Origin of the sequence: Pseudoxanthomonas mexicana, assembly GCF_001556105.1 — a bacterium.
GTDB classification, from domain to species: Bacteria; Pseudomonadota; Gammaproteobacteria; order Xanthomonadales; family Xanthomonadaceae; genus Pseudoxanthomonas_A; species Pseudoxanthomonas_A mexicana_A.
In genome coordinates, this window is sequence record NZ_LSIF01000059.1 from 74407 (window position 1) to 86922 (window position 12516).

12 protein-coding genes are annotated in these 12516 nt (G+C 68.3%); 7 read left to right on the forward strand and 5 right to left on the reverse strand.

Going from position 1 to position 12516, the window contains the following annotated elements:
* Positions 1-13: 13 nt before the first annotated feature.
* Positions 14-1075 carry a ubiquinol oxidase subunit II gene (gene cyoA, locus AX730_RS10275; protein ID WP_157074196.1) on the reverse strand — a complete coding sequence of 354 codons (1062 nt, stop codon included), beginning with the start codon at positions 1073-1075 and terminating at the stop codon, positions 14-16.
* A 159-nt stretch (positions 1076-1234) separates the two neighbouring features.
* On the opposite strand from cyoA, the gene AX730_RS10280 reads away from it, so the two are divergent.
* The 4 genes from AX730_RS10280 to AX730_RS10295 all read left to right on the forward strand — a co-directional run bounded on the left by AX730_RS10280 (position 1235) and on the right by AX730_RS10295 (position 5503).
* Positions 1235-2545: an MFS transporter gene (locus AX730_RS10280; RefSeq protein ID WP_062355757.1), complete on the forward strand. Its 1311-nt coding sequence runs from the start codon at positions 1235-1237 to the stop codon at positions 2543-2545.
* Between the two features lie 85 nt (positions 2546-2630).
* Positions 2631-3536, forward strand: coding sequence for a peptidylprolyl isomerase (locus tag AX730_RS10285; protein ID WP_062355760.1), 906 nt, complete (start codon positions 2631-2633; stop codon positions 3534-3536).
* Between the two features lie 221 nt (positions 3537-3757).
* Positions 3758-4084: a metalloregulator ArsR/SmtB family transcription factor gene (locus AX730_RS10290; RefSeq protein ID WP_062355763.1), complete on the forward strand. Its 327-nt coding sequence runs from the start codon at positions 3758-3760 to the stop codon at positions 4082-4084.
* A 21-nt stretch (positions 4085-4105) separates the two neighbouring features.
* On the forward strand, positions 4106-5503 hold the full coding sequence (locus AX730_RS10295) for a DUF2867 domain-containing protein (protein WP_062355766.1): 1398 nt from the start codon (positions 4106-4108) through the stop codon (positions 5501-5503).
* A gap of 7 nt (positions 5504-5510) precedes the next feature.
* On the opposite strand, the gene AX730_RS10300 is transcribed toward AX730_RS10295, so the two are convergent.
* Positions 5511-6407, reverse strand: coding sequence for a DMT family transporter (locus AX730_RS10300; RefSeq protein ID WP_062355769.1), 897 nt, complete (start codon positions 6405-6407; stop codon positions 5511-5513).
* 107 nt (positions 6408-6514) lie between these two features.
* On the opposite strand from AX730_RS10300, the gene AX730_RS10305 reads away from it, so the two are divergent.
* A complete protein-coding gene (locus tag AX730_RS10305; RefSeq protein WP_062355772.1) occupies positions 6515-7471 on the forward strand; it encodes a LysR substrate-binding domain-containing protein in 957 nt (318 codons plus the stop codon).
* Here the strand turns inward: AX730_RS10305 and AX730_RS10310 are convergent.
* Positions 7468-7818, reverse strand: coding sequence for a GFA family protein (locus tag AX730_RS10310; RefSeq protein WP_062355775.1), 351 nt, complete (start codon positions 7816-7818; stop codon positions 7468-7470). The two genes, AX730_RS10305 and AX730_RS10310, sit on opposite strands and share 4 nt — an antisense overlap.
* A gap of 113 nt (positions 7819-7931) precedes the next feature.
* On the opposite strand from AX730_RS10310, the gene AX730_RS10315 reads away from it, so the two are divergent.
* Entirely contained in the window at positions 7932-9743 is a 1812-nt protein-coding gene (locus AX730_RS10315) for a DUF885 domain-containing protein (RefSeq protein ID WP_062355778.1), read from the forward strand.
* A gap of 82 nt (positions 9744-9825) precedes the next feature.
* On the opposite strand, the gene rraA is transcribed toward AX730_RS10315, so the two are convergent.
* Positions 9826-10308: a ribonuclease E activity regulator RraA gene (gene rraA, locus AX730_RS10320; RefSeq protein WP_062355792.1), complete on the reverse strand. Its 483-nt coding sequence runs from the start codon at positions 10306-10308 to the stop codon at positions 9826-9828.
* 69 nt (positions 10309-10377) lie between these two features.
* Here rraA and AX730_RS10325 point away from each other — a divergent pair, with 69 nt between their 5' ends.
* Entirely contained in the window at positions 10378-11202 is an 825-nt protein-coding gene (locus AX730_RS10325) for a DUF72 domain-containing protein (RefSeq protein ID WP_062355795.1), read from the forward strand.
* Positions 11203-11211: 9 nt separating this feature from the next.
* On the opposite strand, the gene AX730_RS10330 is transcribed toward AX730_RS10325, so the two are convergent.
* Positions 11212-12513 (reverse strand): MFS transporter, encoded by a 1302-nt coding sequence (locus AX730_RS10330; RefSeq protein ID WP_062355798.1) that lies wholly within the window; start codon positions 12511-12513, stop codon positions 11212-11214.
* Between the last annotated feature and the right edge of the window lie 3 nt (positions 12514-12516).

The window sequence follows — 12516 nt, forward strand, 5'->3', positions numbered from 1 at the left end:
GCGGCGAGGCGCGTCAGGGCGCCTTCAAACCGCCCGCGGTGGGAATGGGCGAGATACGGGCCGCGGCCTGCGCGGTCTCGAGCGTGCAAAGATCGGCGCGGACGAAGCGGCCGCTGGCGAGGTTGCCGCGACGTGGCCGCTGCAGGGCATCGGTGCTGTCAAGTCCGCGCCCGCCCATCGCGTCGTAGGCCATCATCTGGTCCATGCACAGGCGATCGGTGTCGACGCAGCGATTCACCACTGCATCGAACAGCCCCGTGTCGACGGACGCGTACAGACGCGGCGGCACGCGCGAACTGGGGACTTCGAGCTGCAGGTACTCGTCGCGGGTCAGCGCCTTGCCACCGCTGCGCGCTTCCTCGATCCAGCGGTCGAAGCCGTCATCGGACAGCGCATGGAACCGGAAGCGCATGTGCGAGAAACCCTCGCCACTGTAGTGCGACGAGAAGCCCTCGTAGTCGCCTGCCTTGTTCATGACCGCGTGGAGCTTGGTCTCCATCGCCGGCATCGTGTAGATCATGCCCGCCAGCGCCGGCACGTAGAACGCGTTCATCGTGGACGACGAGGTCAGGCGGAAGGTGATCGGACGGTCGACCGGCGCGGCCATCTGGTTGACCGAGGCGACGCCGTATTCCGGATAGACGAACAGCCACTTCCAGTCCAGCGCCACCACCTGCACTTCCAGCGGCTTGACCTCTTCAGGTACCGGGCGCCCTTCGGCGATGCGGCCCAGCGGACGGTACGGATCCAGCAGGTGCGTGCCGATCCACGTCACCGCGCCCAGCGCGATGATGATCAGCAGCGGCACGCCCCAGATGACCAGTTCCAGCTGCGTGGAATGGTCCCAGTCGGGCTTGTAGGTGGCCTGCGTGTTCGATGCGCGGTACCGCCACGCGAACCAGAACGTCAACGCGATCACCGGGATGATCACGATCAGCATCAGCGCCGTCGCCACCAGGATCAGGTTGCCCTGGCGGGCGGCGATGTCGCCGGCGGGATTGAGGACCTGCAGGTTGCATCCCGACAGCGCGGCGGCGGCGGACATCGCCACGGCGGCCTGCAGGGCTCTGCGCATGAGGGGCATGGGCGTGGGGGGCCTACGGATTGATCTGGATCAATGTAGTCGGCCGGCCCCGCGCGGAGTATTGGACGTTTTGTCCTATCGCGACGGCGGGTGCGGTCTGCGACCCTATGGGCATACCTTTCCCCTGGTCCGATCCGGCAGCCCGTTCCCATGGCGTCCATCAACCCCACCCGTTCCACCCATGACCACGGCACCAAAGCGCATGCCGATGTCGCGCCGGGCGAGATCGCCGTCGGCGTGGTGATCGGGCGGGCATCCGAATACTTCGACTTCTTCGTCTTCGGCATCGCCTCTGCACTGATCTTCCCGTCGGTGTTCTTCCCGTTCGTGGATCGGCTGGAAGGCACGCTGTGGTCGTTCGCGTTGTTCGCGCTGGCGTTCGTCGCGCGCCCGTTCGGCACCATGCTGTTCATGAAGATCCAGTCGCGCTGGGGCCGCGGCCTCAAACTGACCGTGTCGCTGTTCCTGCTGGGCACCGCCACCGCCGGCATCGCCTTCCTGCCCGGCTATGGTTCGCTGGGCGTCGTCTCGATCGCGCTGCTGGCGTTCCTGCGCGTGCTGCAGGGCCTCGCACTCGGCGGTTCGTGGGACGGCCTGCCGTCGCTGCTCGCGCTCAATGCACCGAAGGAACGTCGCGGCTGGTACGCCATGCTGGGTCAGCTCGGCGCGCCGGTCGGCTTCATCGTCGCCGCCGGCGTGTTCGCGTTCCTCTACGCCAATCTGGAAGAAGCCGACCTGCTGACCTGGGGCTGGCGCTATCCGTTCTTCGTGGCGTTCGCCATCAACGTGGTGGCGCTGTTCGCGCGCCTGCGCATCGTGGTGGCCGACGAGTACCAGGACAAGATGGGCGAACTCGAACTCGAGCCCACGCCGATCCGCGAACTGTTCCGGGCCAAGGGCCGCCACGTGGTGATCGGCGCGTTCGCTGCGCTCGCCAGCTATGCGCTGTTCCACATCGTCACCATCTTCCCGCTGTCGTGGATCCTGCTGTATTCGCAGCAGTCCGTCGTCAGCTTCCTGCTGGTGCAGATCCTCGGCGCCTTCATCGCCGCCGGCGCGATCGTGGTCTCCGGCCTGATCGCCGACCGCGTGGGTCGCGCACGCACGCTGGGCGGACTGGCGGTGGGCATCGCGATGTTCAGCGGTTTCGCACCGACGCTGATGGAAGGCGGCCCGATCGGCCAGGGCGCCTTCATCCTGATCGGCTTCGCCCTGCTTGGCCTCTCGTATGGCCAGGCCGCAGGCGCGGTCACCGCCAACTTCGGCCGCCGCTACCGCTACACCGGCGCGGCGCTGACCTCCGACCTGGCGTGGCTGATCGGCGCGGGCTTCGCGCCGCTGGTCGCGTTGGGCCTGTGCGCCAACTTCGGACTGTCGTGGTTGGGCGCCTACCTGCTGTCGGGTGCGCTGGGCACGCTGATCGCGCTGGGCATCAACCGCGCGAAGAACTACAAGACCTGACCCCTCCGGGCTCCGCTTCCTGCGGAGTCCGCTGCACGCGGGCCGGGCGCACTACAATCGGGGCATCCCGTGCCCTGGAGTGCCCATGCGCCGTCTGCCGTTGCTGCTCGCCTGCCTGCTTGCCCTGCCCACGCTGCATGCGGCCGAACCGCCGAAGCCGCTGACGGCCAAGGACATCCTCGACGCCTCGCCCGACGCGGACTGGCGCACGCTGGATCCCGCCAACACGCTGTACATGGACGTGCCCGGCGGCCGCGTAGTGATCGAACTCGCACCGGCCTTCGCACCAGAACACGTCGCGAACATCCGCACGCTGGCGCACGAAGGCTTCTGGAACGGGCTGGGCATCTACCGCTCGCACGACAACTTCGTGGTGCAGTTCGGTGATGCCGACGCGGAAGATACCGCCAAGGCCAAATCGCTGGGCACGGCGAAGACCAAGCTGCCGGCCGAATTCGCACGCACGTCTGCGGGACTCAAGTTCTCTCGCCTTCCGGACGTCGACGGCTGGGCGCCGCAGGTGGGTTTCGTCGACGGCTTTCCTGCCGCGCGCGATCCCAAGGCGGGCGAGTCGTGGCTGACACACTGCTATGGCGCGCTCGGCGCCGGCCGCGGCGGTCCGCCGGACAGCAGCAACGGTAGCGAGCTGTATGTCGTCACCGGTCAGTCGCCGCGCCAGCTCGACCGCAACATCACCCTGGTCGGCCGTGTGGTGAAGGGTATGGAGCTGCTCAGCGCGATCCCGCGTGGCCCGGAGCCGATGGGCTTCTACGAGAAGGCCGAACAGCGCACGCCGATCACCGCCGTGCGCCTGGCCAGCGACGTGCCGGAGAACGAGCGCGTGCCGCTGCAGGTGCTGCGCACCGATTCGAAGACCTTCGCCGCCGCCACCGAAGCACGCCGCAACCGCCGCGACGACTGGTACGTGCGCACCGCCGGCCACATCGACCTGTGCAACGTGCCGCTTCCGGTGCGGGAAGCCAAGCGCTGAGTCGCTGACCTTCCTGTGGGAGCGACGTCAATCGCGATGCCAGCATCGCATCGCCCCATCGCGACTGATGTCGCTCCCACAAGAGCCGGTGCGCTCACGCAACCCGTTGGCTCAACATCTGGTTCCCAAGGATCAGCTCCCCCGCCACCTCGACCGGCGGCGCTTGACACGGACGGCCTGTACTTAGATATTTAGCAAATACGTTAATTATCTAACTGTATATGACGGTCGACCGCATCTTCGACGCCCTCGCATCTCGCCCGCGTCGCGAAATCCTCGCCTACCTGTCCGCGCAGGAACTCACCGCCGGCGAGATCGCCGCGCGTTTCGACATGAGCGCACCCGCGATCTCGCGGCATCTGTCGGTGCTGGAGGTGGCCGGCCTGGTCACCAGCGACAAGCGCGGGCAGTTCGTCTTCTACCGGCTGGCGCCCGACAACCTGGTCAACACGCTGACCGGCTTCGCCTTCGAGGTCTGCCCGACGGCAGGACCGCTGAAGCGCGAAGCCAAGGCACGCGCGCTGACCATGACACCCAAGACCCGCTGAGCGCCTGCAGGAGAGAATCCGATGCCTCGCCATGCCGATGTCGTCCCCGGTTTTCCGACCGCCCGCATCCAGTCGTACTCCGGCGGCCTCCCCATCGAGGTCGTACTGCTTGCGCAACTGGGGCCGGGATCAGGCGATCGCCTCCATGCCGGCGCTGGCGCGCTGCAGCGCGAGCACCCGGGCTTCGTGGATGCGCTTGATGAACCGTCGGTCCGCATCGCCGCGCCGGATTTCGACGCCGGCGAACGCAGCGCGCTGTACACCTTCACCGTAGGTCCCGACGGTCATCCCTTCCATCGCCACGCAGGGCATCGCACGTTCACGGCGGTGACCGGCAGTGGCGGCGCGCGCCTGCGCTTTTCGACCGCGTCGGACGAGCAACTCGCGCGCGATCCGGCGCATTTCGCCGCCGCCCTCCACCACGTCGACCTACCGGCGGATGGGCTTTTCAGCGTGCGCTTCGGCAGTGGCACCTGGCATCAGTTCGCCCCGTTGCAGGCGGGCAGCACGCATCCAGTCCTGTTCGCCCTGTCCTGCCACACTGACGAACTCGGCGGCCTGTCGCAGGGTGCCGTGCGCGACCAGGTGCTGGCGGGCGGCGCGAACATCGCCACCCTGACCGAAACGCTGCCCGACGACGTGCGCACATGGTTGGCTGATCATCCGGGACACCTGCAGCGGATCCCCACCGTGCGCCTGGCCCTGCATGCACCGCCGGGCAGTTGGCAGCAACGCGCCCGCAGCGTGGTGCAGGCGCGTTGCTGCCAACTGCGCACGTGCCTGGCCGGCTGGTGCGGCGAGGTCGGCTTCGTCCAGGGCCGCGCCTCGTCGGTGGCGTCATCGCCTTCGCCCCCGCTAGGTTCACTGCTGCTTGAGCAGCTGCCCGGCTTCCATCACCAGGACACCTTCAGCCTGCGCCTGCAGGGCATGCCGACCACGACCGCGCAGGACCTGCTGGCCGATGTGCTGGAGGGATTCCTGCAATACCGCCCGGCCGGTGTGACCCAGCTCATGCGGCTGCGCAACGTGCTGGTCCGCCCGCTGCGGCTGCGCACCTCGCCGCTCGGCTGCCCGGTGTCGTCGCTGCTGTCGACAGCCGAGGGTCCGCTGTTCCTGGGACGGTATCCGGTCATCGCGCAGAAGATCGATGCGGACGGCAGGCGGGCGCAGGTGATCCTGGGGGCCGACGATCGCCACCTGACCTTCCGTTCGTGTGTCGGCGTCCACGTGACCGAAACAGATGTCGAGGTGACGCTGGGGACGCGCGTGCATTGCCGCAACGCGTTCGGGCGCGCTTACATGGCCGCGATCAATGGCGTGCACCACGCCTACGTCGCACCCGCCATGCTGCGCAACGCCGTGGAAAGCGTGGCGCAGCGGCATGCGCCGCTGTCGCTGACGCAGGGCTTGTTCGCCTGAAGGCGACTCAGGCAGCGCGCTGGCTCACCGCCACGCTGCCCAGGATCAGTGCGCCGGCGGCGAGCATCGCCGGCGTCACCGGTTCGTTGAGGAACAGCCAGGCGAAGCCGGCGCCGAACAGCGGCACCAGATAGGTCACCGTCGCCGCGCGCGCGGGTCCGATGCGGTGGATCAGGCGGTAGTACAGCAGGAAGGCGTAGCCGGTGCAGAGCACGCCGATGGTGATGGCGGCGGCCCACGGCCCCGCGCCGATCGCATGCGTGGGCCAGTGCGTCGCTGCGAACGGCAGCACCAGCAGGGCAGCGCAGCTCAACGTGGCGGCGGCAGCGGCCGCAGGCGGAATGCCGGCCAGATGCTTGCGCACCAGGTTCACGCCGACGCCATAGAGCAGCGCCGCGGTCGAACCCGCAATGACGGCACCGCCGACGCTCAAGCCGCCGGCCTTGCTGGTCGCCAGCACCACCACGCCAATGAAACCCACCAGCAACGCCAACGAACGTCGCAGGCCAATCTTCTGGCCGAAGAACAGGAAGCCGACCATCGCGGCGAACAGCACCGTCATCGCATTGCAGATCGCGCCGATCGCGGCCGGCGAACGCTGTGCGGCCCAGGCGAACAGCAGGAACGGAATCGCCGAATTGATCGCACCGATGATCGCCAGCTTCGGCCACATGGACGCGCGGAAATGCGCACGCTCACGCCACAGGAACGGCAGCAGGACCAGCGCACCCAGGGCCAGGCGCACTTCGACGAGTGCGAATGGACCGAACGGATTGGCGGCGATGCGCATGAAGAGGAACGAGCTGCCCCAGATCGCGCCCAGCACCAGCAGCTCCATCGGGGTGCGCCAGTCGCGCTCGACCGCTTGCGGCGGGGTCACGGCCACGCTGTCTCCCTGTGCCATCGCGGCAGCCCTCGTTCGTGCCTGTGGTTATTCTGGATAACCCGTGGGCGCCCACAAGCGCGTAGCATGCGGGCGAGCCACAAATCTGGCTTGTGCCTGGAGCCCCCATGAGCCTGCGCCCCGCCCTGCTGCCCGCACTGGGGGTTTTCGCCGCCGCCGCGCGCCACCAGAACTTCGCCCATGCAGCCGACGAACTGCACCTCACCGCCAGCGCGGTCAGCCACCACGTGCGCAAACTGGAGGGCCTGCTCGGGGTGGTGCTGTTCCAGCGCCATGCGCGTGGCGTGAAGCTCACGGCCGAAGGCCGGCAGCTGGCCGACGCAGCCAATGCGGCGCTCGGCGACATCGACGCCGTCGCCTCGCACCTGCGGCTGGCCGGCAAGACCGCCACCCTGCGCATCACCACGCTGCACTCGCTGGCGTACTGCTGGCTGCTGCCGCGGTTGCCGCGCTTCTGCGCGCGCCATCCGCATGTGCGCCTGCACGTGGACACCGGCATCGCGCTGACCCGTTTCGACGATGACGGCCCCGAACTCGGCATCCGCCACGGTCCCGGCCAGTGGGCCGGACTGACGTCGCATCACCTGATGGACGACGAACTGTTCCCGGTCGCCTCACCTGCCTTGCCCGGCCTCGATGCCGTGCAGGCGCCGCGCCAGATCGCGCAGTTGCCGCTGGTCACCGACCTGGCCCTGCAGGGCTGGCGCGACTGGTTCCTCGCCGCCGGCGTGCGTGGCCTGCGGCTACCGCCGATGCACAGCTTCAACGACAGCACCGATGCGATGCGCGCTGCGGTCTACGGCGTGGGGGCGGCACTGGCGCGTCGCCACGTCGCGCAACCCTACCTGCAACGCTACGAACTGGTGCGGCTGCCCGGCCCCGCGCTGAAAGCCCGCTTCGCCTACTACGCCGTGCATCCTGCGCATCGACCGCCCAGCGCCGCCGCACAGGCCTTCATCGACTGGCTGAAGGAAGAGGCGCGCGACGAACGCACGCCGCTGCCCCCGATGCCGGACGACTTCCTCGGCCGCGCGACATCGCCGACGCAGGCCGCGACCGGTTAGAGGCTCGCACCGTCGAAGGGCGCCACCTTCAGCGTCGACAGGTCCACATCAGGCAAGCAGCGCACGTTGACCGCCGCCATCTGCACGCCGGTCTTGGGATGCGCCGCCTCGCCGAACGGGGCGATGCCGCACACGGCGCAGAAGTGGTGGCGGATGTGGTGCCTGTTGAACGTGTAGGTGGACAGGTCGCCTTCCGGCGTCTTCAGCACCAGCGCCTCGCGCGGTGCGAACCACAGCAGGCCGCCACGGCGGCGGCACAACGAGCAGTTGCAATCGATCACGTCGCCGATGTCGCCCGCGACCTCGAACGCGATGCGGCCGCAGTGACAGCTTCCTTCATGCTTCATGACGGCGACTCCGGGAACGGGCCGCCAGCGTATATCGAATGGCACGGGTCCGGGCATGACCTTCGGCCTATGCTGTCGGTCCCGACCCGCCTTGCACCGCAACAGGATTTCCCATGCGCAAGACCCTGCTCGCCGCCGCCCTGCTGGCCTCGCTGTCCGCCTGCCAGAAGAGCGAAGCTCCCACCGTCGTCGCCGATACCGCTGCGACGGCCACGACTACCGATACCGCGAAGGCCGACGCCGCTTTCGCCGACCTGTCCAAGCGCGCGCTCGAGGGCTGGCTGCAGCTGTCGCCGGTCAGCGCCACCCAGATCGGCGAACACAAGTACGACGGCGAACTGGACGACCTCAGCACCGATGGTCGCCAGAAGGGCCTCGCCTTCAGCAAGAAGACCCTCGGCGAACTGGATGCGATGGATGTCACCGCGCTGTCGCGCGAGAACCAGGTCGACGCGGCCATCCTGCGCAACCAGTTGCAGTACGACATCTGGACGGCGGAAACGCTGGAGAGCTGGGCGTGGGATCCGCAGGTCTACAACAACGTCGCCGGCGGCGCGATCTATGGGCTGATGGCGCGCGAGTTCGCGCCGCTGCCGGAACGCCTGAAGTCCGCCACCGCGCGCATGCAGAAGATCCCCGCGCTGCTGGCGCAGGCGCGCGAGAACCTCGATCCCGCACGCGTGCCAAAGGTGCACGCCGAGACGGTCGCCAAGCAGAACGCCGGCATCCTCAGCATCGTCGACACGTTCATCACGCCGAACCTCAAGGACCTGTCTGAGGCCGACCGCCAGCAAGCGCAGGCCGCCATCGACGGCCTGAAGAAGGCGGTCGCCGAGCACCAGGCCTGGCTGGACAAGACGCTGGTGCCGAACGCGAAGGGCGACTTCCGCATCGGGCAGACGCTGTACGACCAGAAGCTGCAGTTCGCGCTGCTGTCGTCGCTGTCGCGCGCCGACATCAAGCAGCGTGCGGAAGGCGAACTCAAGCGCGTGCGTGCGGAGATGTACGGCATCGCGCGGACCGTGCTGAAGGACAAACCGGGCGCACCCGCGCTGCCGGAAACGCCGACCGCCGACGAGCAGCAGAAGGCGATCGAGGCCGCACTGGAACTGGCGTACGCCGAGCGCCCCGCGCGCGACAAGGTCGTGCCTGACGCAGAAGCGGCACTCGCGCAGGCCACCGAGTTCGTGCGCAAGCACGACCTGGTCACCCTGCCCGACGCGCCGGTGGAAATCATCGAGATGCCGGAATTCCAGCGCGGCGTCGCGGTGGCCTACTGCGATTCGCCCGGCCCGCTCGACAAGCACCTGAAGACCTTCTACGCCGTCTCGCCGATTCCGGAAGACTGGGACCAGACGCAGGTCGACTCCTTCCTGCGCGAGTACAACAGCCGGATGATCCACCTGCTGAGCATCCACGAAGGCACGCCGGGCCACTACCTGGAAGGCTGGCACTCGGCCAAGTTCCCGTCGACGCTGCGCGCCGTGCTGCGCTCGAGCATGTTCGCCGAAGGCTGGGCGGTGTACACCGAGAAGATGATGTCCGACGCCGGCTACCTGGACAACGATCCGCTGTTCCACCTGGTGCAGATGAAGTTCTACCTGCGCACGATCGCCAACGCGATCCTCGACCAGGGCGTGCAGGTGGACGGCTGGACCCGCGAACAGGCGATGGACCTGATGGTGCGCCAGACCTTCCAGCAGGAACGCGAAGCCGCGGGCAAGTGGACGCGCGCGCAGCTCACCTCGGCGCAGCTGCCGACCTACTTCGTCGGCGTGCAGGAGCACTTCGACCTGCGCAAGGCCGCCGAAGCCAAGCAGGGCGCGCAGTTCAACCTGAAGGCCTACCACGACCAGGTGCTGTCCTACGGCGCACCGCCGGTGCGCTTCGTGCGCCAGCTGATGCTGGACGAACCGATCAAGTGACACCCCCGCGCAGGCGGGGGTCCAGCGCCTTCCCGGCGTCCATCGATCGAAGAAGGGCAGGCCTCGCGCCTGCCCTTCTTCGTTACGCCTCGTGCAGACGCATACCGCTGACCAGCACGCCGTTCGCGTCGGCATAGATCCAGTCGCCCGGCGTAACCGACACGCCGGCGAACGACACCGGCACATCGACCTCGCCCAGGTCGCGCCGGTCCGTTTTCATCGGATGCGCGGCCAAGGCCTGCACGCCCAGCGGCAGCGTCGCCAGGATCTCCACGTCGCGCACGCAGCCGAAGATCAGGAAGCCGGCCCAGCCATGCTTCACCGCGTTCGCCGCGATCATGTCGCCCAGCAGCGCGCGCCGTAGCGATCCGCCTCCGTCGACGACGATCACCCGGCCCTCGCCCGGCGTCGCCGCCAGTTCGCGCACGCGCGAGTTGTCGTTGAGGCACTTCACCGTCACCGCCGGCCCGGCGAAGCGCGCCTGTCCGCCGAAATCGCGGAATACCGGCTCGGCCACCTGCACGTCGGGGAACTGGTCGCACAGGTCGGGCGTAGTCCAGGTCATGCGAGGTCTCCAGCGTGGGATGGTCCGATGGTAACGCGGCAGCGACGGGGCCCGCGCTATCCTCCACGCATGGACGATCTCTTCGCTGCTCCGTCGCCGACGGCGGCCCACGGTATCCGCGTCGGCATCGGCGGCTGGACCTTCGCGCCGTGGCGCAAGAATTTCTATCCCGATGGCCTGGTGCAACGGCGCGAACTGGAGTTCGCCAGCCGCCAGCTCACCGCCATCGAGATCAACGGCACCTACTACGGCGCACAGAAGCCGGCGACCTACGCCAGTTGGCGCGACCAGGTGCCGGATAGTTTCGTGTTCTCGGCCAAGGCACCCAAGCGGATCATGCAGTCGCGCTCGCTGGCGTCGACGCAGGCGCAGGTGGAGGACTTCGTCGGTGGCATCGCCGAACTCGGCGCGCGGCTGGGACCGCTGGTCTGGCAGTTCGAGGCGGGCCGCCGCGTCGACGCCGGGGAACTCGATGCTTTCCTCGCGCTGCTTCCGCGCGACATCGAGGGACGACCGTTGCGGCATGCGCTGGAAGTGCGCGACCCGGCCGCGGTCGACGCGGACCTGATCGACCTCGCGCGCCGCCACCAGGTTGCCATGGTGTTCACCGACTCCACCGACTACCCGTCGTTCGCCGACCTCACCGCCGACTTCGTCTACGCGCGACTGATGCGCTCGCAGCCGATCGACACCGGTTATCCGTCGAAGGAACTCGACCTGTGGGCCGAGCGCGCACGCACCTGGTCGCGCGGCGAAGACATCGCCGGGTTGCCGCACGTGGGCGAAGCTGCACCGGCGCTGCCGCGTCGCGACGTGTTCGTCTACTTCATCAGCAGCGCCAAGGAGCGCAATCCCGCCGCCGCGATGGAACTGATCCGCCGCCTGGCCGGCTGACCTCCGAGGTCAGTACCGCAACGGGCGCTTCACCAGCACGAACACCGCGACGACTACGCCTACCAGGCAGGTGAAGGCGACATAGTGCGCGGGCGCCATCACACCCCATGACGTGGACAGCCACGCGATCATCGGCGGCGTCAGTCCGCCGAACACCGCGTAGGCGACGTTGTACGAGAACGACAGGCCGGTGAAGCGCACTTCCGGCGGAAACGCGGCCACCATCAGCGCCGGCGTCACCCCGGTCACGCCGCAGCAGAAGCCGGCCAGCGCGTACCACGCGACGAACTGATCGTGGTGACCCGACACCAGAGTGCCGTACAGCGCATACGCGGACAGGCCCAACCCCAGCGAACCCGCCAGCAGCGCGCGTCCCACGCCGAAGCGATCCACTGCCCAGCCCGCCGCCAGGCAGCCGGCGACCAGCGCCAGCGTCGCCACGCTGTTGCCGCGGAACGCGGTGGCGGCATCGATGCCGAAACTCGTCTGCACCAGCGTCGGCGTCAACAGCACGATCACCACGATGGCCGCCGTCAGCTGCCACGACGCCAGCATCGACAGCAGCACGGCCGGCCGGTGCGCGGCCAGCACCTGCTTCACCGGCAGCTGGCGCGCGAGCTGCTTGCGTTCGCGCATCTCCACGAACACCGGCGTTTCCTCCAGCCAGCGACGCAACCACACGGCCACGAAACCGAACACGCCGCCCAGCACGAACGGCACGCGCCAGATCCCGGCCTGCACTTCGTCCGGGGTGTAGTTCGCATTGATCCACGCCGCCAGCAGCGAGCCGATCAGGATGCCGGCCGTCAGTCCCGCGGTCAGCGTGGCGCAGGCGATGCCGACGCGGCGGCGCGGCACGTGCTCGGCGACGAATACCCACGCGCCCGGCACTTCACCGCCGACCGCGATGCCCTGCACCAGCCGCATCGCCAGCAACAGCAGCGGCGCCAGCACGCCGGCCTGCGCATGCGTCGGCAGCAGGCCGATCAGCAGCGTGGGCACCGACATCATGAAGACGCTGAGGGTGAACATGCGCTTGCGCCCCAGCCGGTCGCCGAAATGCGCCATCACGATGCCGCCCAGCGGCCGTGCCACGTAACCCGCGGCGAAGATGCCGTACACCTGCAGTTGCGCCAGCCACGGTTCGGTGCCGGGCGGGAAGAACAGCACACCGAGGGTCTTGGCGAAGAACACGAAGACGACGAAGTCGTAGAACTCCAGCGCACCACCCAGCGCCGACAGGCCCAGCGTCTTCGCATCGCGACGGTCGAACGGGCGTTGCGGTGGGGGCGGTGCGTCGCCGGTGCTCATGCG

Excerpts from the sequence above, each read along its gene's own strand:
- cyoA (WP_157074196.1), bottom strand. The coding sequence starts at position 1,075 with ATGCGCAGAGCCCTGCAGGCCGCCGTGGCGATGTCCGCCGCCGCCGCG.
- AX730_RS10280 (WP_062355757.1), top strand. The coding sequence starts at position 1,235 with ATGGCGTCCATCAACCCCACCCGTTCCACCCATGACCACGGCACCAAA.
- AX730_RS10285 (WP_062355760.1), top strand. The coding sequence starts at position 2,631 with ATGCGCCGTCTGCCGTTGCTGCTCGCCTGCCTGCTTGCCCTGCCCACG.
- AX730_RS10290 (WP_062355763.1), top strand. The coding sequence starts at position 3,758 with ATGACGGTCGACCGCATCTTCGACGCCCTCGCATCTCGCCCGCGTCGC.
- AX730_RS10295 (WP_062355766.1), top strand. The coding sequence starts at position 4,106 with ATGCCTCGCCATGCCGATGTCGTCCCCGGTTTTCCGACCGCCCGCATC.
- AX730_RS10300 (WP_062355769.1), bottom strand. The coding sequence starts at position 6,407 with ATGGCACAGGGAGACAGCGTGGCCGTGACCCCGCCGCAAGCGGTCGAG.
- AX730_RS10305 (WP_062355772.1), top strand. The coding sequence starts at position 6,515 with ATGAGCCTGCGCCCCGCCCTGCTGCCCGCACTGGGGGTTTTCGCCGCC.
- AX730_RS10310 (WP_062355775.1), bottom strand. The coding sequence starts at position 7,818 with ATGAAGCATGAAGGAAGCTGTCACTGCGGCCGCATCGCGTTCGAGGTC.
- AX730_RS10315 (WP_062355778.1), top strand. The coding sequence starts at position 7,932 with ATGCGCAAGACCCTGCTCGCCGCCGCCCTGCTGGCCTCGCTGTCCGCC.
- rraA (WP_062355792.1), bottom strand. The coding sequence starts at position 10,308 with ATGACCTGGACTACGCCCGACCTGTGCGACCAGTTCCCCGACGTGCAG.
- AX730_RS10325 (WP_062355795.1), top strand. The coding sequence starts at position 10,378 with ATGGACGATCTCTTCGCTGCTCCGTCGCCGACGGCGGCCCACGGTATC.
- AX730_RS10330 (WP_062355798.1), bottom strand. The coding sequence starts at position 12,513 with ATGAGCACCGGCGACGCACCGCCCCCACCGCAACGCCCGTTCGACCGT.